Source organism: Roseateles sp. (genome assembly GCF_049240545.1).
Classification (GTDB): Bacteria; Pseudomonadota; Gammaproteobacteria; order Burkholderiales; family Burkholderiaceae_C; genus Paucibacter_A.
The window spans coordinates 1-21,437 of sequence record NZ_JBMLSK010000389.1 but is presented as its reverse complement, the minus strand read 5'-3'; the positions used below and the strand labels follow the sequence as shown (position 1 = coordinate 21,437).

Below are 21,437 nucleotides of genomic sequence, written 5' to 3'. Positions count from 1 at the left end.
TCAGCTCAATCACTTGCAGGTGATTGAACCTGAGCCAGGCAAGCTTCAAGCCGCGGGGCTTGAAGCTTGTCCGGGCTCAGTCCCAGGACAATGCGCCACCGGATTGGTACTCGATGACGCGGGTTTCGAAGAAGTTGCGTTCCTTCTTCAGATCGATCATTTCGCTCATCCAAGGGAAGGGGTTTTCCTCGTTAGGGAACAACTCCTCCAGACCGATCTGGGTCGCGCGCCGATTGGCGATGTAACGCAGATAGCCCTTGAACATCGATGCGTTCAGACCCAACACGCCACGCGGCATGGTGTCCTCAGCATAGGCGTATTCCAACTCGACCGCTTTCATGAACAAGGCCTTGATCTCGGCCTTGAATTCAGCGGTCCACAAATGCGGGTTCTCCATCTTCAGCTGATTGATCAAGTCAATGCCGAAGTTGCAGTGCATGGACTCGTCACGCAAGATGTACTGGTACTGCTCAGCCGCACCGGTCATCTTGTTCTGACGGCCCATCGCCAAAATCTGCGTGAAGCCCACATAGAAGAACAAGCCTTCCATCAAGCAGGCAAACACGATCAAGCTCTTCAACAGCGTGCGGTCGTTTTCGACCGTGCCGGTGTTGAAGCTCGGGTCCATGATCGCGTTGATGAAGGGGATCAGGAACTCGTCTTTGTCGCGGATGGACTTGACTTCGTTATAGGCATTGAAGATCTCCGACTCATCCAACCCCAAGGACTCGACGATGTACTGATAGGCGTGGGTGTGGATTGCCTCTTCAAAGGCCTGGCGCAGCAAGAACTGGCGGCACTCGGGCGCCGTGATGTGGCGGTAGGTGCCCAGCACGATGTTGTTGGCGGCCAGCGAGTCGGCGGTCACGAAGAAGCCGAGATTGCGCTTGATGATGCGGCGCTCGTCTTCGGACAGACCATTCGGGTCTTTCCACAAGGCGATGTCGCGCGACATATTCACTTCCTGCGGCATCCAGTGATTGGCGCAGGTGGCGAGGTACTTCTCCCAAGCCCATTTGTACTTGAAAGGCACCAACTGATTAACGTCAGTCTGGCCGTTGATGATGCGCTTGTCAGCCGCCTTGACGCGGTGGCCTGCGGGGGCACTCGGCGTTAGGGCCGCAGCCGCTTGAGGTGCTGCGCTGCCAGTTGCAGGCGCAGCAATCGAAGAGACGGTAGGAGCCGCATGGCCGGCCGAGCCGGATGCGGTAGATGCCGCGAAATTTGCGGCAGATTTTTCAGCGGGTTTCTGGTCTTCGTCCCAAACCAACATGGTGCTTTTCCTATCGAGTCGAATTATCAGAGTGTTGTGTTCAAACACCAAGGACTTCTTGACAAAAAGCCCTCTCGCGCGTTGCTGTGTTGCATCGCCTGCTTAAAACACCTAACTCTCAATCTATGCATACCAAACGCTCAGAACATCGATGAACACAAAGATCTCGAGCGCCATGAAAAATGCAGAGCCGAATTGCTCCGACTCTGCATTCAGTTTCAAAATTTATTGGCAAGCCTCGCAATCAGGGTTGTCAATCGAGCAGAACTTCATGTCGGTAGCGGGCAACTGCTCTTCCACTGGCGCCGCAACAGGTGCGGCCGGAGCCGAGGCCAAACCACCACTCAAGCCCGATGACACTGCATTCAACTGACCCGACTTGACCGTGCTCTTCTCAGCATGCGTTGCGCCCATGGTGCGCAGGTAGTAGGTCGTCTTCAAACCACGCAGCCAAGCGAGCTTGTAGGTTTCATCGAGCTTCTTGCCCGAAGCGCCGGCCATATAGATGTTCAAAGACTGGGCCTGGTCGATCCACTTCTGGCGACGTGCGGCGGCTTCCACCAACCATTGCGTCTCCACCTCGAAGGCAGTGGCGTACAGGGCCTTCAACTCATCCGGCACGCGGTCGATGCGGCGCAGCGAACCGTCGAAGTGCTTCAGGTCCATGACCATCACGTCATCCCACAAGCCCAGCTTCTTCAGATCACGCACCAAGGATTCATTGATGATGGTGAACTCGCCCGACAGATTGGACTTGACCGACAAATTGCCGAAGCAAGGCTCGATCGAAGCGTCCACGCCGATGATGTTGGAGATGGTCGCGGTCGGCGCAATCGCCACGCAGTTGCTGTTGCGCATGCCATGGGTGGCGATGCGGGCACGCAGCGCGTCCCAGTCCATGCTGGTCGAACGATCGACTTCCACATAGCCACCGCGCGCTTCGGCCAACAACTCCAAGGAGTCGATCGGCAAGATGCCACGGTCCCACAGCGAGCCGCGATAGCTCGAGTAGCGGCCGCGCTCTTCGGCCAACTCGGTCGAGGCCTGGTAAGCGTAGTAGCAGATCGCTTCCATCGAACGGTCGGCAAACTCCACGGCGGCGTCCGACGCATAAGGCGTGCGCAGCGCATACAGCGCGTCTTGGAAGCCCATCAGGCCCAGGCCGACCGGACGGTGGCGCAGATTCGAGTCACGGGCCTTCTTGACGGCGTAGTAGTTGATGTCAATGACGTTGTCGAGCATGCGCATGGCCGTCGAGATCGTCTTCTTCAGCTTGGCGTGGTCAATGCCGCCATCCTTCAAGTGCTGAACCAGATTCACCGAGCCCAAGTTGCAGACCGCGATTTCGCTGTCATTGGTGTTCAGCGTGATCTCGGTGCAAAGATTGCTGGAGTGCACCACGCCGACATGCTGCTGCGGCGAGCGCACATTGCAGGCATCCTTGAAGGTGATCCAAGGGTGGCCGGTTTCGAACAGCATGGACAACATGCGGCGCCACAGGTCCTTGGCCGGCAGACGCTTGAAGAGCTTGATCTCGCCGCGGTCGGCCTTGGCCTCGTAGGCCACATAAGCGGTCTCGAAGGCCTTGCCGAACAGGTCGTGCAGATCCGGGCAGGTCGATGGGCTGAACAGGGTCCAGTCACCACCCTCGATGACACGACGCATGAACAGATCGGGGATCCAGTTCGCGGTGTTCATGTCGTGAGTGCGGCGGCGGTCGTCGCCAGTGTTCTTGCGCAGCTCCAGGAACTCTTCGATGTCCAAGTGCCAGCTTTCCAGGTAGGCACAGACCGCGCCCTTGCGCTTGCCGCCTTGGTTCACCGCCACGGCCGTGTCGTTCACCACCTTCAGGAAAGGCACAACGCCTTGCGACTTGCCGTTGGTGCCCTTGATGTGCGAGCCCAGAGCGCGCACAGGTGTCCAGTCATTGCCCAGGCCGCCGGCGAACTTGCTCAGCAGCGCGTTCTCTTTCAGCGCCTCGTAGATGCCGTCCAGATCGTCGGCCACGGTGGTCAGGTAGCAGCTGGACAGCTGCGAGCGACGGGTGCCGGAGTTGAACAGGGTCGGGGTGCTGGACATGAAGTCGAAGCTGGACAGCACTTCGTAGAACTCGATGGCGCGGGCTTCGCGGTCGATTTCGTTCAACGCCAAGCCCATGGCCACGCGCATGAAGAAGGCTTGCGGCATTTCGATGCGCTTGTCATCGATGTGCTGGAAGTAGCGGTCGTACAGAGTTTGCAGACCCAGGTAATCGAACTGCAGATCGCGCTCGGCCTTCAGCGCGGCGCCCAAGCGGGCCAGGTCGTACTGGCCCAACTTTTCGTCCAGCAACTCAGCGGCCACGCCCTTCTTGATGTACTTGGGGAAGTACTCGGCATAGCGCTCTTGCATCTGCTCTTGGGTGATCTCGCCACCCACCACTTCGCGACGGATCGTGTGCAGCAGCAAGCGTGCGGTCGCGCGGCTGTAGCCAGGGTCTTTTTCGATCAGGGTGCGAGCGGCCAGGATGGAGGCCTTGTAGACCTCGTCGATCGCCACGCCGTCATACAGATTGCGCTTGGTCTCGGCCAAGACGGGCTCGGGCTTCACATCGGCGCCCAGATTGGCGCAGGCCGACACGATCAGGCTTTGCAGATGCGCCAGATCCAGGGGCACGCGTTGACCGTTGTCGATCACGGTCAAGGCCTGCTCGGCCACCGGCGTCTCGATCAAGCCTTGACGCTGACGCTCTTGGAAGCGGCGCTCGCGGTACAGCACATAGGCACGCGCCACTTCGTGGTGGCCACCGCGCATCAGCCCCAACTCCACCTGGTCTTGCACATCTTCGATGTGGAAGGTACCGCCGCTGGGACGCGAACGCACCAAGGCGCGCACCACGGCTTCGGTCAAACCGTCCACCGTTTCGCGCACGCTGGCCGAGGCAGCACCGCTGGTGCCGTGCACCGCCAAGAAGGCCTTCATCAAAGCGACGGCGATCTTGCTGGGCTCGAAGGACACCACCGCGCCGTTGCGACGCAGGATGTGATAGGCCTGAAAAGCCGTTTGCAGGGTCGATGAGCTGGCCTGGCCGGCGGCGTGCTGGCTGGCTCCTTCAGCGCCGCTTGGGCCAGCGTGGCCGATGTGGGCAGCAGTAGCGACAGGGTTCTGCATAAGAAACTTCCTCGTTGGGCTCGGTGAAATTGGGGACCGTCAAAAAACGAGCGAATCAAGACCTAGGTCGCAACGCGCACGCCTCAACGACGGCTCAGTACATATTTAGTTTTGGGGGCTGTGGCAGAGCCACTCGGAATGGCTCTGAAGCTGAGGCCGGGCTCGCGCCGGACATCGGTCCAGGCTGGCAGGTGCAGCACTTTCAACAGAGACGAAGGATACCATGAAGCCCACTATATCTGGGGTCACATGGAGCCTCAAGCACTACCGATAGCGTATCTATCCCGTTGACGCCAAGCAGCTTTCAGGCTAGCCGACAGCTTTGCACAGGCCCAGGTGGCTTCATATCTTCGTCACAACAAAGGCGCATGCCCGCAACCATCAGGGGACAAGCCCTCCAGCCCGCGCCAAGCTTGGCTTTGCACGCCAAAAGCAGCGCAAACGCGCGTCAAACCTAAGGCCTGCTTTGCAGGGCTTTGGAAAAAAACCGGCGACGCCCAGGGCGGGCAAGACGCGGCCGAACTGCGGCCCATGACCCTAAACGGTGCGGGCCCTTATCGACCGATGCCAACTCAGCTCTCGGAGGCTGCGGCGTCCACGCCCAGCCGGGCCATGCGGTAGCGGATCTGCCGCAATGACAAACCCAAGCTGGCGCCGGCGGCCGTGCGATTGAAGCGATGCTGGGTCAGAGCGCGCAACAGGATCTCGCGCTCCACCGCGTCCAGATAGGCCGCCAGGTCATTGGGCAGATCTGCCGGGAAAGCCAGACCACCAACATTGCGTGTTGCGCCAGCAAAGCCAAGATCGTCAGATCCAGGCGCAGACCCTGTCGCAGCCAAAGCCGCCTCGTCACCGGCACCAAGTTCCAAAGCGCCAATCGCGCCGAACTGAGAGTCATCCAGCATCGACTCGGGCAGCCCCAGATCGGGCGCGTCGATCAACTCGCCGCCCGAGAGCGCCAGCGCTCGATGCAAAAGATTCTCCAACTCGCGCACATTGCCAGGGAAGGCGTAGCGCGTGAGTTGATGCAGCGCGGCGCTGGTCAAGCGCGGCACCGGAGACACCCCCGCATCGGCCGCAATGCGGGCCAGCACCCGCTCGCTGATCAGCGGCACATCTTCGATCCGCTCCCGCAAGGGCGGCACGCGCAGTTGAATCACGTTCAGGCGGTAATACAAGTCTTGGCGAAAGCGGCCAGCCGCCACTTCTGCCCCCAGGTCCTTGTGGGTGGCGCTGAGAATGCGCACATTGACAGCGGACTCCACCACAGCACCCACCGGACGCACGGAACGCTCTTGGATCGAACGCAACAGCTTGCTTTGCATGGCCAAGGGCAGATCGCCAATCTCGTCCAAGAACAAAGTGCCTCCGTTGGCGGCTTGAAAGAACCCTTCGCGATCCTCATTGGCGCCGGTAAAGGCGCCTTTTCGATAACCAAAAAACTCCGCTTCCAAGAGTTGCTCAGGGATCGCGCCGCAATTGACGGCAACAAAGCGCTGACGAGCGCGGACACCGCTGTCGTGAATCGCCCGCGCCACCAACTCCTTGCCGGTTCCCGACTCCCCTTGCAACAAGACCGGCGCCATGCTGCGCGATACCTTCTCAATCAAGGCGCGCAATTCCTGAATCGCGGCCGACTTGCCGGCCAGGCGGGCGAGCGGGCTCGCCGGGGTCTGCGCGAGCGCCGCTGCGGCCGGTCCCGGCGAACGGTCCGGCGCGGAATCACTGGCCGCTGCGCCGGGAGCAGGCTTGGTCAAGTCAACACGGGCGGCGGAGCGGTCAGCGTGTTTGGCCCCAGGTGCGTAGACTCGAGCGGGACCGCCTTCCTCGGCGACGCGCAGCTTGGAGTCAGCCGATTGCGCCGGCAGCTGCTCCGGCACCACCGAAGGCACCGTTTGTTCCTGCCTGCCAAGCGCCGACGCAACCACCTGCCGAAACTGCCGCAGGTCCACTGGCTTGGTCAAATAGTCGTAGGCACCGGCTTTCAAGGCCTCCACTGCATTTTCGGCCGAGCCATAGGCCGTGATCACCAAGGTCTTTTCAAGTCGCCCCTGTTCCTCCAACCAGCGCAACACGTCCAGGCCACTGCCATCGGGCAAACGCATATCGGTGATCACCGCGCTATAGCGACGCCGCTGCAAGCGCTCCAGGGCATCGGACACCGTGCCTGCGGTGTCCAAGTCATAGCCTTCGCGCAGCAAGGTCAGCTCATACAGGGTGCGCAAATCGGGTTCGTCGTCGACAACCAACAAACTGAACTCGAGGCTGGGGTGGGAAACATGGCTCATGGTCGGAGGCTCATCATGGCGGGCTGCAGGGGGAGGCAAGCATCAGAGTGGAGCCCCTGAAGCACCTGCGACTTCGGCGGCTCGCGCAGGTCGCAGTCTCAAAGCAAACTCATTGCCGGGACGCGCCTGATTCGCGCTGCGCTGGAAACTGATCTCTGCCCCATAGCGCGTGCACAACTCTCGGCAAATGTAGAGCCCTAAACCCGAACCCCGGCTGCGGGTTGAGAAGAAGGGCTCGAACAAATGCCGCTCCACTTCTGGAGGGATCGAGGGCCCCGCATTGAACACGCTCAGGCGCACCCAAGCCGGCACACCCTCTTCGGCCAACTCGGCTTCCAACTTCACCTGAACCGAAGCCGGGCCGGGCTCGGCATGACGCAAGGCGTTGTCCAACAAATTGACCAAGACCCGGCGCAGGTGCTCAGGGTCAAAGCTGACCATCAAGGTCTGCATGGGCAGGATGCAATCGAGTGGATCTGAAGGGCCCGGTGCCAGCTGATTGGTGCGCGCCCAGTCAAGACAAGTCTCGCTCACCAGTTGGGTCGCATCGAGAGGCACCGGCGACGTTTGCACACCGGGGGCCACCTCCAACACATCATCAACAATGCGCTTCAAGCGCTGCACATTGGAGGCCACCATCCGCGTCAACTGCTGCGCACGCGGCTCCATCAAGTCCTCCGACAGCAAGGCATTGGCTTGATCAATGGCCGCCAAGGGATTGCGAATCTCATGCGCAATGCCCGCCGAGACTCGACCCATAGCGGCGAGCTTTTCTTGCTGACTGCGCGCCAACAGCAAGCGACTGTCCTCAATCAGCAGCACACACAAGTCTTCGCCCGCTTGAGACTCATGCTTGCGCGTAAAGCGCATGCGTACACGCAGGCTGCGCTGCAGACCACTATCAAACTGGATGAGCAAATCCTGCCCCCCTTCAGGCCAGGCCGCGCTGGCAAATCCTTGCTCCACCGCCTCCACCAACGGACGCCATGCCAGCACCCCGCGCAACTGAAACGGCGCGGTACGCACCGGGTGTTGCTCCGCAAGCAAGTTGCGCGCCGCCGGATTGGCTGCGCGGACATGGCCACGCCTGTCCACCACCAACACGCCTTCTTGCATTTCGTCGATGACCAAACGACTGAGCTGTGCTTGCTGCCTCGCAAACTCCATGCTGCCGCGCGCGGTTTTTTCCTCACGCGCCAAACGCCCTGCCAATTCACTGGCCAAGAGGCTGATGACAAAAAAGCCGCTACCGACCAAACCGGCCTGCGTCATGCGCAGCCCGACATCGCGACCTTCCCACATGGCCCACGCAGCCACGCCCAGCATCAACAAGGCCGCCATCGCCGCCGTCGCCACCGCTACCAAGCGTGGCGTCAACACGCCCGCCATCAGAACAGGCATCACGAACAAAGCGCCGTAATTGACGCTGGCCTCCCGATCCAGCGCATGCAGCAGCCCGAACACCGTCAGATCAACGCCAATGCTGCCCCACCACTGCGGGCTTGAAATACGCGACAAAGCTTGGGCCGACACGCCTCGCTGCAAGCGTGGCAACAAGTACAAAGCCAAAGCGTGCGCGGCATAAGCAAAGCAAAGCAGCGTCACGCCCAGCGAGCCTGAAGCGCCCAGCCATGCAGAAATCAGCTGAGTCGCCACCAGCGCAATGCCCAGCGCCGCCCGGGCCGACAAGAAGGACCGATACAGACGAGCAAAGGCATTGCCGCCCTGGTCAGCGCCGCGTTGCCGACTGGTCCGAATGAAAAACTGTGAGCTTTGCTCGCTCGACGCTTCGGGCGCTGGTGTTTCCGCTTCGTCCGGCAAGTCGCCGCTCAGGGTTGAAGGGCCGGCATCCGCGCGAGTCCCTTTGTTGGACTCAGCCTGCACCGCGCCGCCAAACCAGGACTTGTACGGCCCACTCATGAGCCGCGGCGACGCTCCACGTCGACCTCGACCGGATGGGCCTTCTCAAAGGCCGCGCGATGCGCAGGCCCACAAAAAACACCCCCCTTGCCCGGCAATGCCTCATCGCGCGGCAGGTGCAAACCGCAGTGTGAGCAAGTAACCATCGTCAGCGAGTGCACGCCGTCCTGTGAAGCCTGATCCGCACGTGCCCGCACCTGCCCCCCCTTGTCCAAAGGCGGCCTCGCACGCTTCATACCCAAGATGAAAAACACCAAAGCCAACAGCAGGATCAACAACAAGTACTTCATGAGTTCCCTAAATTGGGGTCAGGTTCATTTTCAAACTGGGCGCTGCAGCACGACTTCCAACACGAATCGAGACCCCGCATACGACAGCAACAACAACAGGGCACCAAAGTACAACCAACGCGTCGCCCGCCGGCCGCGCCAACCGAACACCTGCCGGCCAGTCAACAAGCCAGCCAAGACCAACCACCCCAGCACCGCGAGCAGATTCTTATGATCCCATCGCCAATGCGGCGTGAACCACCAACCCAGCAGCAAAGCAAGCGACAACACGGCTACGCCAGCGGCGATGAATTGGAACGTCAATCGCTCCAGGCGCAACAGCGGCATGGCCTGCCCACCCCAAGAGCTCAGGCTGCCAGCACCGCCCAGTCCGCCAAGACTGCTCGACCCGCTGCGAGAGCGCAACATGCGCTCGGCCCGGCTCAACATGGCGGCATGCAAGACCGCCACACCAAACAAACCATAAGAAGCCAAGCCCAGAACCCAATGCAAAGGCGCCCAGGGCGACGCCGCCAAGGGCCGACTCTCGCCAGGGAACATCCAGGCCGCCGCAACGGACACGGCAGCCAGCAAGGACAAGACCCGCCGGGCCGCCGGCAAGGGCAAGAGCCGGCTTTCCACCAGATAGACGGCCAAGATCAACCAAGCGGTCATCGACAAGGCCGGCGCGAACCCGAATCGAGCCCCAGCCTGGGCCAAGCCAAGTCCCGAGATATCGACCACGAGTGCCAGTAAATGGGCGGCAAAGGCCAGTGGCAACAGTCCCCCGAAGACGCTGAAACGCGAGGGCCTGTCCCCGACTTGCGACGTCGCTTCAGCCCGAAAGGCAAGTGCCACATAGCCACCAATCGCCAGCAGACTGAAGGCGCTCAGCAGGCTTTGGGCGGTCTCTGCGGTGACGAACGATAAAATCATGGCCACAGTGTACTTTTGCGCGCCGCTTCAAAGCCGGCGCCCTCCCCAATGGCTTCCAATCTGACCGACCGCCTGAGTCGTCTCGTGAAAACGATGCGCGGCCAAGCCCGCATCACCGAAAGCAATGTGCAGGAGATGCTGCGCGAGGTACGCATGGCACTGCTGGAGGCCGACGTGGCCCTGCCGGTGGTGCGCGACTTCATCGCTCGCGTCAAAGACAAGGCGCTGGGCACCGAGGTTGTCGGCTCGCTCAACCCCGGCCAAGTGCTGGTGTCGATTGTTCAAAAAGAACTCGCCGCCACCATGGGCGAAGGCGTGTCGGACATCAATCTGGCCGCGCAGCCGCCCGCCGTGATCTTGATGGCCGGCCTGCAAGGTGCGGGTAAAACCACCACCACCGGCAAGCTGACCAAGCACCTGATCGAAAAGCGCAAGAAAAAAGTGCTGACGGTCTCGGCCGACGTCTACCGCCCGGCCGCCATTGAGCAGTTGAAGACGGTGACCGGCCAAGCCGGGGGCGAATGGTTCCCGTCGGAGCCGAACCAAAAGCCACGCGACATCGCGCTGGCCGCCATCGATTACGCCAAAAAGCATTACTTCGACGTACTGCTGGTCGACACCGCCGGCCGCCTGGCCATCGACGAAGCCTTGATGGCAGAGATTCGCGAGCTGCACGGCATCTTGAATCCGGTCGAAACCCTGTTCGTGGTAGATGCCATGCAGGGCCAGGACGCGATCAACACCGCCAAGGCCTTCAAGGAAGCGCTGCCGCTGACCGGCGTGGTGCTGACCAAGCTGGACGGCGATTCGCGCGGCGGTGCGGCCTTGTCGGTGCGCCAGATCACCGGCGCGCCGATCAAATTCGCCGGTGTGTCAGAAAAGATCGACGGCCTGGAAGTCTTTGACGCTGAGCGTCACGCCGGCCGCGTACTGGGCATGGGCGATATCGTCGCCCTGGTGGAAGAAGTCACCAAGGGCGTGGACGTCGCGGCAGCCCAAAAGCTGGCCGAAAAACTCAAAACCGGCAGCGGCTTCGATCTGAACGACTTCCTCGCGCAGATTTCGCAGATGAAGAAGATGGGCGGGCTCTCTGGCCTGATGGACAAGCTGCCCACGCAGATGACCGCCAAGGCCGGCCCGCAAGACATGGACCGGGCCGAGCGCGATATGAAGCGCATGGAAGGCATCTTGAATGCGATGACCGCCAAAGAGCGCCGCCAGCCCAATCTGCTGATGGACGGCAAGAGCAAGGCCAGTCGTAAGCGCCGCATCGCCGCAGGCGCCGGCGTGCAAATCCAAGACGTCAATCGCCTGCTGACTCAGTTCGATCAGATGCAAGGCATGATGAAGAAGATGAGCGGCGGCGGCATGATGAAGATGATGAAAAAGCTCGGCGGCATGAAGGGCATGAAAGGCATGATGCCGGGCATGTGATGCGCCGAGGCTCGGCAATAAAAAAGGGCATCCGCGCTGGATGCCCTTTTTTGCTTTGCGGCTTGCCCTTTATTCCAGCAGAGCCTGCGCAAACTCTCGCGCATTGAAGGTCTGCAGATCTTCCAGCTTTTCACCGACGCCGATGAAGTAGACCGGAATGGCGCGCTCACGCGCAATCGCTGCCAGCACGCCGCCCTTGGCGGTGCCGTCCAACTTGGTAACGATCAAGCCGGTGAGCCCCAGCGCATCGTCAAAAGACTTGACTTGGCTGAGCGCGTTCTGGCCGGTGTTGCCGTCCACCACCAACAGCACTTCATGCGGTGCGCCCTCTTGCGCCTTGCCGATGACGCGCTTGATCTTCTTCAGCTCTTCCATCAGGTGCAGCTGCGTAGGCAAACGCCCAGCGGTATCGGCCAGCACCACATCGCAGCCGCGCGCACGGCCGGCGGAGACGGCATCAAAAGTCACCGCCGACGGGTCGCCACCTTCTTGGCTGATGATTTGCACCTGGGTACGGTCAGCCCACACCGCCAACTGCTCGCGCGCAGCGGCGCGGAAGGTGTCGGCCGCGGCCAGCAGCACTTTCTGATCGGCCTCGGCCAGATGACGCGTCAGTTTGCCGATGCTGGTGGTCTTGCCCGCGCCGTTCACGCCCACCACCATCATCACCGTCGGGCTGTGTTGACCCACGGTCAGCGACTTCTCCAGCGGGCGCAGCAAGTCAGCCAGCGCCTCGACCAAAAGCCCGCGCACCGCCTTAGGTTCGGTTGCTTTGACCTCCTTGACGCGCCGCTTCAGATCGGCGAGCAGGTATTCGGTCGCCTTGACGCCGGTGTCGGCCATCAGCAGCGCCTCTTCCAACTCCTCATACAAGGCATCGTCAATCTGTGTGCCGGTGAAGACCTGAGCAATGCTGGAACCGGTCTTGCGCAAGCCTTGACGCAGCTTGTCCATCCAGCTGCGGCGCGGCTCTGGGGGCGCCGCAGCCACGGCGGGCTCCGCAACGGCTACAGGAGCAGGGATCGTCATTTGAATTGGCGCCGGAGCGGGCGCAGGCTCCGGCGTGATCACCGGCGCAGGGCTCGGGCTTGCCGGCACCTCAGCAGCGACAGGCCAAGCTGGAATTGGAGCTGAAGCTGGAGCCGGACCTGATTGCACGGCAACCGGCAGCTCGTTGAACACCGCGGGAGTCGAGGGTTCGGCAGCCGGCACAGGCATGGGCAAGGGCGCAGCAGTCGGAGCAGGTGCCGGCGCGGAACCAAACTTTTTCTTGAAAAAACTGAACATCAAATGGCCTGAGAGGGTGGCCCGCCAGCAGCAAAGGGAGCTGTCTGGACATGGCACTTGATTTGCGATCTGTGTCCAGGTTGCAAAAGCAACCAGGCCTCAGATTCGGCACCAGCGCACGGTTTATCAAGCCCTGAGGCTCAAAACGCAACGCCGCCGGGGTGTATCGTTTGGGCAGAATCATAATCAAGCCGCCGAGGAGCCTGAAGTTCTAGAGGATCACATCCCATGCGAATACTCAATGCCGAAGCCACGGCCGACCTGCTGCCCTATGAACGATTGATTCCTGCCGTGGCCCAAGCCATGCTGGATCTGCGCAACGGTCTGATCAACGCCAGCCCGCGTTCGGTCCTCCCGCTACCCGATGGCGGCAGCTATCTGGCCATGCCCTGCACCGATGCATGCTATGCCGTCACAAAGTTGGTGGCCGTCACGCCAGCCAATCGCGAACGAGGTCAGCCCACCATCCAAGGCCGCGTCTTGGTCAGCGAAGCCGCGACCGGCACCGCTCTGATCATTTTGGATGGCATGGTGCTGACCGCCCGCAGGACCGCCGCCGTGACCCTGCTGGGCATCGAAACGCTTTTGGCACGTGCACCCCAGAACGTAGTCCTGGTCGGCACCGGCGCCCAAGCACTCACCCATGCGTTGGCGATGGGCGAGCGCTGGCCCGGCGTGCAACTGCGCTGTGTGGGTCGTGGACGCACCCAAAGTGACGCCTTTGCTTCCAGCCTGAAAGCCCAAGGGCTGAATGCCCGCGTTTTGCCCCTGGAGCATGCCCTTGAAGGCGCCTGTGTCGCCCTGACCGCCACCACCTCCTTGAGCGCCGTGCTGCCAGATCAAGTGGGTGCTGACACGCTCATCGTGGGCATCGGTAGCTTCACGCCTCAGATGGCTGAATTGCCGGCCGCGCAGGTGCGCAGTCGGCAAGTATGGGTGGACGACATTGAAGGCGCCAAGCATGAGGCGGGCGACCTCATACAGGCAAGCTTGGACTGGAGCCGCGTTCACGCTTTGGCACAAGCGCTTTCAAACCCCACTGCAATTCAGTCCCCTGTGCTTTACAAGACCGTGGGGCACGCGGCCTGGGACCTCGCTGCGGTACGCACGGCACTGGCTGAATAAAGTTTTTTCAAAAAGTCTTGCGAAGCTCAGAAACTCGATGCTATAGTAGAGGGCTTGAGGCGCTTTAGCTCAGCCGGTTAGAGCGACGGAATCATAATCCGCAGGTCCGGGGTTCGAATCCCTGAAGCGCCACCAAAAAATGAAAGCCTTGTAGGTCGGTGACTTACAAGGCTTTTTCATTTTCCGGGCTACACATTGGGGATCCATACCCAAACCCCAAACTGCCGCTTGACTACCTCGAAAGCGGTCCGCCAGCTTAGTGGCTGCGCATCATCCTGCCGTGCGGCATCATCTTTTCCCGGAGATCTGGCAAAGAGGATCTGGCCAGAACCACAAGATCCAGTAGCTCTCGGCTGATTTCAGGCCCTGCCGAGCTTTCCAACTGCACCTCTGACGCCGCGCCTTGATCGCCAGCCAGCTCGACCACTTCAGCATCGAGTCGAGCTCTGCCGCGATGTTCGATCTGCGCGCTCACACAGCAGACAACCCCATCTCGGAACGCCGCTTGGCGGAGTTGGGCATCACGCCTCAGACCGTATTGCTGCAAATGCAAAGCCCAAACTACAGAGCCTGGGTGTGGGAGGAAAAGGACCAGATTCGGGCCTTTTGCGCCGCAGATGCCGAACACGGCGAGGTTTTGGTGCTGGCAGTCTTGGCCAGCCATGAGGGGCGCGGCCTGGGTCGCGCGCTTTTGCAAGAAGCTCTGCGCTGTTTACAGGCCGCCAGCCCACACAGGCCTTGGCTGATGGCCGGGCAAGACCCACAACTGCGCAGCCATGGCCTTTTATCGCCGGTTCGGCTGGCGCTCCACCGGGCGGATTGACGGACATGGCGACGAAGAGCTGGTCTATGCTGGGTCCTCCCTAGCATCCCCTCCCAAGCCGTCATGAGCGCAGAACAGAAAGCAAAAAACCTCGCCCTCCCCTTGAACGCAGGCAACGCGCCAGCCGGCAATTACGCGAATGCGGTGCGCAGCGGCCAACTGCTCTTCATGTCGGGCAAATCGCCTCAAGCAATCGATGGCCAAACGCCCAAGGGCAAGCTGGGTCGCGACTACACCGCCGAGCAAGGCTACCAGCTGGCCCGCTCGGCCTGCATCTCTCTCTTGGCCACATTGAAGCAGGAGCTGGGATCTTTGGACCGGGTGGCGCAAGTGGTCGAGTTGCAGGGTTCGCTGAACACCGTACCCGAGTTTGAGGACCACGCGCTAGTTCTGGATGGTGCCTCTGACCTGCTGGCCGAGGTTTTTGGCCCTGCCGGTGTGCATGCGCGCTCTGTGATCGGTGTGGACTCCTTGCGTCTGGGCCTGCCGCTCACGCTACGGGCCGTGGTGGAGGTCAAGTCCGGCTCTTGACACCCGCGCATGACAAAGCCGAACCCGGCATTTACACACCAATACCAATCAGATACCCCCTGGGACAGGGGGCCTGGAAAACCAGGGTAAGCCCTAGAATCTCATCTCAGGTCTTGCTCAGTAGCACAGCACCGAGCGTCATCCATTGAGGGAGTTTTCATGCGCCGTTTCAGCTTGACAGGTTTTGCCGGTACTAAATTGGTATCTGCATCAGCGAGTTTGCTGATCGCCGGCGCAGCGCAAGCTGCGGTGATCGACCTGGGCGCAGCACAAGGCTTCAGCGGCTTCTTCTTCGGTAACGTGAGCGCTGCAGCCGACGTGGAAGGCCGCTTGGCCGTCGGCGGCGATCTGACATCCGGCTTCGACATTGGCTACCGCAACCCCTATGGCTCGACCTCCCCTTCGCTGGTGGTCAAGGGCGGGGTCTCGTTGACCAATAGCCAAGGCGGCTCCGCCGGCTCGATCTACAACGGCCCCAGCGTCAAGGTCGACACCAATGCCAGCATTGGCCCGTCGAATGCTCAATGGGTGGCTGCAAATCAGCTGAACATGGGCAATATCGTCTACGGCAGCAGCCTGACCGCGCTGGACTGGCAATACGGCCAAGCCACCAAAAACGCCAACTACCTGGACTTCGGCGCCGCCAAGACGCAGCTCAATGCCCTGTCCGCCGACCTGGCTGGCCGCAAGGCCAATGGCCAGTGGCAAGACCTGGGCGGCTCGCAAGGCTTGAAGTTGACCGGCGACGGCAGCACCAACCCGCAAGTCTTCAACTTGGGCAACGCTTCCTTGAAGAGCGGCCTGCAGCTGGAAAACATCAAGGCCGGCACCCAGGTCATCATCAACAGCAGCCTGACCGTGGTGGAGTTCGGTGGATTCCTTGGCTACGGCGCCCTGGGCAAGACCCAGTTCGACCCGGCCAATGACCAACAAGCCAGCTTCCGCGACAGCATCCTCTACAACTTCAGCAGCGCCACAAGCTTGAACGTCGGCACCTTCGTGAACGGCTCGATTCTGGCCACCAAGGCCGATGTGATCGGCTCTGGCCACCTGGAAGGCACGCTGATCGCCAACTCCCTCAGCGCTGGCCCGAACGGCAAGTTGGAACTCGGCTACGAGCCCTTCAAGGGCATCACTGCAGCCATCCCCGAGCCGACGACGTATGCCTTGATGCTGGCCGGCCTGGGCGTGGTGAGTTTTGTCGCGCGCCGCCGCTCCTTGCTCAAGTAACCTGGATTTCCAGCCCTTCAAAGGGCCTGAGCACGAAAAAGGCTGCCGAGGCAGCCTTTTGTCATGCAACTCAGTCCAGCCAGAATTGGCTTGGATTCAAGCGCCTTTGGCCTACGGCCGGCGCCGGTGACGACTCATGAAATACAAGCCAACACCGAGCACCACCAAGCCGAGCGTCACAATACCAGCCAGGCGCCAATTGCGCAAAGACTCCTGACGCCGCCGCTCCATCTCGGCCAACAGCTGATTCATCTCAGTGTGCAAGGCCCGCTGATCGGCCTGAAGCACCTCAAATTGCTGCTGAGCTCGCTGCAGTCGAGCCGGTGCGCTGCTGCCGCCTTGGCCGGCTTCGATCGCCAACAAGTCCCCGGGGGCCAAGGCTCGCCCTACATCGATGGCCATCAAGAGACTGACCCGACGCTCGGGCTTCGCCTTCGGTTCGCGCCCGCCTGGGGTCGGCTGCTTCGGGTTCGCGGCATGCAACTCAGTATCGAATCGAAAGCGCAAGCCCGACACTTCGGGGTCAGGCAAGGTCAGCGCCGGCAAGCCGGGGTCATCCATCCTCAACACCGGAGCGCCCATGCGTTTGGGCTGAGCTGCCGGCTCAGCCTTCACCTTGACAACAGCTGGCACCACGGGCTTCTCTGCCAGGACCTCGGGCGCGGCCGGAGTACCTGATGCGTGCAAAGGTCCTGCCGCAGTCGGCTGCAAGGCAGGCACTGGATCGACAAACACCACCAGTTGCTGCTGGGGACAGCCCACTGAGAGTCGCAGCAGCGGCTCGGTCACCTCGACCCGGCTGCGAACCCAGATCGTTGCCGTCCCGGCCTTCCCTTGACTCCAACCTTGTTGAATCTCGCCGTCCGACAGTTGACGATCACCCGCCTCGACGCGCACCTTCAGGCAATCGCTGCGCGGTGCTTTGCCGACTGCAAATCGAACCGGCACTTGCAGAGACAGAGGTTGACCCAAGCCCGCCAGGGACTGCGCCGCCCCCAGCTCCAGCGCACGCACAGGCGCGGCTGCTGCACAAAGGGCCAAGACCCCGAGGCAAACTCGCCCCATCCGTCCGATGAATCGGGGCGGACCAAGGTGAGTCAAAAAGGGGAGACTTTGCATGCAAACGGTCGCGGTGAAAGAGAGCGCCCCCAAACTCTGTACGCCACGGCTCAGGCTGGCTGCCGTGGGTCCGATGTGGCGCTCTCATATTCTGGGATGGCGTTCACTCTAGCATGGGGCCTCAACGTCGATTTACCGAGTAAGCGGCAACTACAATCTCTACAAACCATTTCAGCTCAACCATGCGCAACCACCAAGCCAAGACTCCGACTTTCTCGCTTCGATCGATTGGCCTGGCCGCCAGCTTGGCCCTGGGGCTCAGCTTGGCTTGGGCCCACGAGGTCACCGATGTGCAGGCCATCTTGGCCAGCGGCAAGCATGCCGAAGGCTTGAAGAAGGTGGATCAGTTACTGGTGGCCAAGCCCAATGACCCGCGACTGCGCCTGCAGCGAGGCATTGCTTTGTCCTTGCTCAATCGCCAAGCAGAAGCCATCGGTGTGTTCCAGAAGCTGACGGAAACTCACCCAGAGCTGCCCGGTCCCTACAACAACCTCGCCGTTTTGTACGGCAACCAAGGCGACTACGAGAAGGCCCGTCAGGCCTTGGAGTTGGCCATCCGCACCAACCCCACGTACGCCACCGCCTTCCAGAACCTCGGCGATGTCTATGCCCGGCTGGCTGGCCAAGCCTACAAAAAAGCCCTGGCGCTGGACAAGTCCGACGCCGCACTGCCGCTGAAGCTGGCGGTGGTTCAGAACGTGTTTGAATCCAGCGTCGATCCGCGCGCGAGCAAGGTCGCTACGCCGGCAACTCCCGCAGCAGCGCCGACAGCGCCTGCAGCAAAACCTGCGCCAAGCCCGGCGCCTGCGCTTGCTGCCGCACCCTCTCCAAGCCCTGCGGCGCCCCCAACTGCAGCCCCAGCCAAGCCTGAAACCAAGACGGCCAGCGCTGCACCTGCAGCCACAACAGCGGCAGCCAAGCCCACGACCACCACCGCCGCTCCCGCGCCTGCTGCAGCGGTGCTTGCTGCGGCCCCCACACCTGCGGCAGCAGCCAAACCCACTGAGGCGCCCAAGGCTGACACCGCAAAGGTCGACACCGCCAAGGCAGAGTCCAGCAAGGCGGAGGCTCAGGACAAAGACAAGCAAGCCATCGAGAAGGCCCTGCGCGCTTGGGCGCAAGCCTGGAGCCAGCGCAATATGTCGGAGTACTACTCTGCCTATGCACCCGACTTCAAGGGCAAGTCACCGAGCCGCAAGGCCTGGGAGCAAGAGCGCCATGCACGCATCATGGGCAAAAAGAAAATCACGGTCAGCTTGTCCAACATCCAGATCAAGGTCAACGGCGACAAAGCGTCCATCCGGGTTCGCCAGGACTACGACTCCGATGCTCTCGATGTGAGAAGCACCAAGAACTTCGAAATGCGCAAGAACAAGCAAGGCGAATGGCTCATCACACAAGAAAACGCCAGCTGAGGATGAGGAGCGAGTTGAGCCTTTGGTCTCTTCCCGTTTGAAACAAGGGATTCGTCTTTCCATCCGCTGATGACCTCGCTGCACTCTGCGGATCGTTTTGGGGTTTGAAACTCCCGCCAATTTCATGTCTGAACAGTCCTTCAAAACCCTGGGCCCTGCCTCCAAATCGGCAGGCCCACTGGCTCACTCACAAAGCGCAGCGGTGGCTGGCGCTGTCAAGCCTAGTGTTTTGGCGAGTTTGGGGGTGTTGGCGGTATTGGGAGTGGTGGGCTTTGTGTTTGCCAAGGTCGATCTCCATCCAGAACACGCAGTTCGACAAACGGCACCGCTGACCGACGGCATGACCGAGCCCGTCAAGGCTCTCGGGTCCGCCACCGAACGCTTGATCAATTCCAAGCCGGACACGCAGACCCCTGAAGGGCAACTGATTCTCAGCTACCAATACCTTGCCAAAGGCAAGGAGTCCCTGGCGCTGGCCACTGTGGAGGAATTGGTCAAACAACGTCCCGACTTTGCCTTGGCGCAGTTGCTGTTGGGCGATCTGCTATTGGCGCGAAGCGGGCACCCGATGGCACAGACCCACAGCCCGGAACGCATGGCCAGCGCACCCGCCGGTGCCAGCGAAACCTTGCGTGCCGAAGCACGCTTGCGCTTGGCAGCCTTGGTGGAGCGCCCACCCGAAGACGCGGTGCCCAAGCCCTTGCTGGGCTTGTCCCCTGCTGTTCGTCATGCCATCGTGGTGGACACCAGCCGCGCTCGCCTGTATCTGTTCGAAAACAGCGCCCAGGGGCTGAAGCTGCTGCGCGACAACTATGTGTCGATCGGCAAGCTCGGCACCGGCAAGCTGGAAGAAGGCGATCAACGCACACCGCTGGGCCTCTACCACATTGGCCTGCGCCGTGACGAAGCCGCAGCCCGTTACGGGGCCGCCGCACTGCCGCTGAACTACCCCAATGAATACGACCGTGTTCTTGGCCGTGGCGGCAGCAGCATCTGGCTGCACGGCGAACGTGCGGGCAACTATGCGCGGGGGCCGATGTCTACCGATGGCTGCATCGTGCTGAGCAATGATGAAATGAAGCTCTTGGCCGACACGGTCGCGGAGCGCGAAACGCCCGTCGTGATCGTAGAAAACATCGAGTGGCTGAGCCGCAGCGCAGCAAACATGCAGCCATCCGACAAGGGCTTTGAAGCCGCTTTCCAAGGCTGGCAGCGCGCCCGATTGGAACAAGACGCCGGACAGGTGCGTCGCTTTTATGAAGCCGGACTGGAGCGGGGCTCCGACAGCGCAGCGCCCCGCCTAGAGGCCAACTTGGCCCGCATGGTCAAGCAGGAATTGCCGCTGCAGTCTTTGGAGCGCATCAGCTCCCTGCCTTGGCCGACGCAGCCCAAAGTGAGAGTCGTGACCTACCGCGAACTCAGCCCCGCGGATGCAGGCCGCCCCAAGCTCAAGCGCCAGTATTGGCGCGAGCAGGCGGATGGCCGCTGGTCGATCTTCTTTGACGGCTTGGTCAGCTGAGTCGAGAGTATTTGCCGATTCCTGCGGCTTCATCGCACCAGGCCCAGGCAGCGCCGGCATGCGTTCCACTACAATCGGCCTCCTTTCTTACAGCCACTGGACACATACCATGTACCGCTGTGTATTGACCCTCGCCTTGGTGATGGCGAGCGCGAGCGCGAGCCCGAGCGCCCAAGCGCAGACCCACCGCCCATTTCCCGTGCAAGCCTTGCGCGGCGAGATGGTGATCACACAGAGCCCCGACCTGAGCCTGAACGGCAAGCCGGCGCGTTTGGCCCCAGGTGCGCGCGTGCGTGGCGCCAGCAATATGCTGCAACAGCCCGCAGCGCTCACGGGTGAAAAGCTGATGGTGCACTACACGGTGGACCCCAATGGCTTGTTGATGGACGTCTGGGTCTTGAACCCCGTCGAGTTGTCCAACAAAACATGGCCACGCACGCCACAAGAAGCCGCCACCTGGACCTTTGATCAGGCCGCGCAACTCTGGATCAAGCGCTGAACCGAGCGCGGATCCATTCCTTTCCAAGTCCCACTACAGCGCCCCCTGCGGGGTGGCCGCGACGCTGCTTTCTCGAGAACGCCATGAGCAAAAAAGTCTTCATCAAAACCTTTGGCTGCCAGATGAACGAGTACGACTCGGGCAAGATGGCCGATGTGCTGGGCGCCGCTCAGGGCTACGAAAAAACCGACGATGTCGAGCAGGCCGACCTGATTCTGTTCAACACCTGCTCGGTGCGTGAGAAGGCACAAGAGAAAGTGTTCTCTGACCTCGGCCGCGTCAAGCATCTGAAGGAAAAAGGCGTCTTGATCGGCGTGGGCGGCTGCGTGGCCAGCCAAGAAGGTGCCGCCATCATCGAGCGCGCGCCCTATGTCGACGTGGTCTTCGGCCCGCAAACGCTGCACCGCCTGCCGGCCATGCTGGCCGCGCGCAGCGCTGAGCTGCGCCCGCAGGTCGACATCTCCTTCCCCGAGATCGAGAAGTTCGACAACTTGCCGCCCGCCAAGGTCGAAGGCGCTTCGGCCTTTGTGTCCATCATGGAAGGTTGCTCCAAGTACTGCTCTTACTGCGTGGTGCCCTACACCCGCGGCGAAGAGGTCTCGCGCCCCTTTGACGATGT

General features: G+C 61.4%; 16 protein-coding genes, 1 tRNA gene and 1 pseudogene. 10 read left to right on the top strand and 8 right to left on the bottom strand.

All coding sequences use genetic code 11. The annotated features are described in order from the left end of the window. Positions 1-76 precede the first annotated feature (76 nt). From ACOVRJ_RS23565 to ACOVRJ_RS23540, 6 genes are all read right to left on the bottom strand, one after another. Positions 77-1,273, bottom strand: coding sequence for a ribonucleotide-diphosphate reductase subunit beta (locus tag ACOVRJ_RS23565; RefSeq protein WP_422046258.1), 1,197 nt, complete (start codon positions 1,271-1,273; stop codon positions 77-79). A 225-nt stretch (positions 1,274-1,498) separates the two neighbouring features. After that, positions 1,499-4,423 carry a ribonucleoside-diphosphate reductase subunit alpha gene (locus tag ACOVRJ_RS23560; RefSeq protein ID WP_422046257.1) on the bottom strand — a complete coding sequence of 975 codons (2,925 nt, stop codon included), beginning with the start codon at positions 4,421-4,423 and terminating at the stop codon, positions 1,499-1,501. A gap of 572 nt (positions 4,424-4,995) precedes the next feature. After that, positions 4,996-6,711: a sigma-54-dependent transcriptional regulator gene (locus tag ACOVRJ_RS23555; RefSeq protein ID WP_422046256.1), complete on the bottom strand. Its 1,716-nt coding sequence runs from the start codon at positions 6,709-6,711 to the stop codon at positions 4,996-4,998. Positions 6,712-6,753: 42 nt separating this feature from the next. Next, a complete protein-coding gene (locus tag ACOVRJ_RS23550) occupies positions 6,754-8,631 on the bottom strand; it encodes a sensor histidine kinase (RefSeq protein WP_422046255.1) in 1,878 nt (625 codons plus the stop codon). Beyond that, on the bottom strand, positions 8,628-8,921 hold the full coding sequence (locus tag ACOVRJ_RS23545) for a PP0621 family protein (RefSeq protein ID WP_422046254.1): 294 nt from the start codon (positions 8,919-8,921) through the stop codon (positions 8,628-8,630). Before ACOVRJ_RS23545 ends, ACOVRJ_RS23550 begins: the two co-directional genes overlap by 4 nt. Before the next feature lie 30 nt (positions 8,922-8,951). Beyond that, positions 8,952-9,836, bottom strand: coding sequence for a cytochrome C assembly family protein (locus ACOVRJ_RS23540; RefSeq protein ID WP_422046253.1), 885 nt, complete (start codon positions 9,834-9,836; stop codon positions 8,952-8,954). A 48-nt stretch (positions 9,837-9,884) separates the two neighbouring features. On the opposite strand from ACOVRJ_RS23540, the gene ffh reads away from it, so the two are divergent. Beyond that, positions 9,885-11,270, top strand: coding sequence for a signal recognition particle protein (gene ffh / locus ACOVRJ_RS23535; RefSeq protein WP_422046252.1), 1,386 nt, complete (start codon positions 9,885-9,887; stop codon positions 11,268-11,270). A gap of 69 nt (positions 11,271-11,339) precedes the next feature. Here ffh and ftsY read toward each other — a convergent pair whose 3' ends face one another. After that, on the bottom strand, positions 11,340-12,557 hold the full coding sequence (gene ftsY, locus ACOVRJ_RS23530) for a signal recognition particle-docking protein FtsY (protein ID WP_422046251.1): 1,218 nt from the start codon (positions 12,555-12,557) through the stop codon (positions 11,340-11,342). A 228-nt stretch (positions 12,558-12,785) separates the two neighbouring features. Between ftsY and ACOVRJ_RS23525 the strand changes: the two genes are divergently transcribed. From ACOVRJ_RS23525 to ACOVRJ_RS23505, 5 genes are all read left to right on the top strand, one after another. Beyond that, positions 12,786-13,682: a delta(1)-pyrroline-2-carboxylate reductase family protein gene (locus ACOVRJ_RS23525; RefSeq protein ID WP_422046250.1), complete on the top strand. Its 897-nt coding sequence runs from the start codon at positions 12,786-12,788 to the stop codon at positions 13,680-13,682. Positions 13,683-13,740: 58 nt separating this feature from the next. Next, positions 13,741-13,817, top strand: a tRNA-Met gene (locus ACOVRJ_RS23520). Positions 13,818-14,085: 268 nt separating this feature from the next. Beyond that, a complete protein-coding gene (locus tag ACOVRJ_RS23515) occupies positions 14,086-14,505 on the top strand; it encodes a GNAT family N-acetyltransferase (RefSeq protein WP_422046249.1) in 420 nt (139 codons plus the stop codon). 102 nt (positions 14,506-14,607) lie between these two features. After that, positions 14,608-15,036, top strand: a complete 429-nt coding sequence (locus tag ACOVRJ_RS23510; protein ID WP_422046248.1) for a RidA family protein — start codon at positions 14,608-14,610, stop codon at positions 15,034-15,036. A 159-nt stretch (positions 15,037-15,195) separates the two neighbouring features. Continuing rightward, a complete protein-coding gene (locus tag ACOVRJ_RS23505; RefSeq protein ID WP_422046247.1) occupies positions 15,196-16,266 on the top strand; it encodes a choice-of-anchor A family protein in 1,071 nt (356 codons plus the stop codon). A gap of 111 nt (positions 16,267-16,377) precedes the next feature. Here the strand turns inward: ACOVRJ_RS23505 and ACOVRJ_RS23500 are convergent, their stop codons facing one another. Then, complete coding sequence (locus ACOVRJ_RS23500) at positions 16,378-17,280, bottom strand: hypothetical protein (protein ID WP_422046246.1); 903 nt, start codon at positions 17,278-17,280, stop codon at positions 16,378-16,380. A gap of 287 nt (positions 17,281-17,567) precedes the next feature. Between ACOVRJ_RS23500 and ACOVRJ_RS23495 the strand changes: the two genes are divergently transcribed. The 4 genes and pseudogenes from ACOVRJ_RS23495 to ACOVRJ_RS23480 form a co-directional block, all read left to right on the top strand. Further along, positions 17,568-18,800 carry a tetratricopeptide repeat protein gene (locus ACOVRJ_RS23495; protein WP_422046245.1) on the top strand — a complete coding sequence of 411 codons (1,233 nt, stop codon included), beginning with the start codon at positions 17,568-17,570 and terminating at the stop codon, positions 18,798-18,800. A gap of 124 nt (positions 18,801-18,924) precedes the next feature. Continuing rightward, positions 18,925-20,319: a L,D-transpeptidase family protein gene (locus tag ACOVRJ_RS23490; RefSeq protein WP_422046244.1), complete on the top strand. Its 1,395-nt coding sequence runs from the start codon at positions 18,925-18,927 to the stop codon at positions 20,317-20,319. 58 nt (positions 20,320-20,377) lie between these two features. Beyond that, the gene (locus tag ACOVRJ_RS23485) at positions 20,378-20,818 is read left to right on the top strand and encodes a hypothetical protein (protein WP_422046243.1); all 441 of its coding nucleotides are present in this window, start codon (positions 20,378-20,380) and stop codon (positions 20,816-20,818) included. A gap of 83 nt (positions 20,819-20,901) precedes the next feature. Then, positions 20,902-21,437 (top strand): annotated as a pseudogene (locus ACOVRJ_RS23480) (tRNA (N6-isopentenyl adenosine(37)-C2)-methylthiotransferase MiaB); the annotation flags it as partial.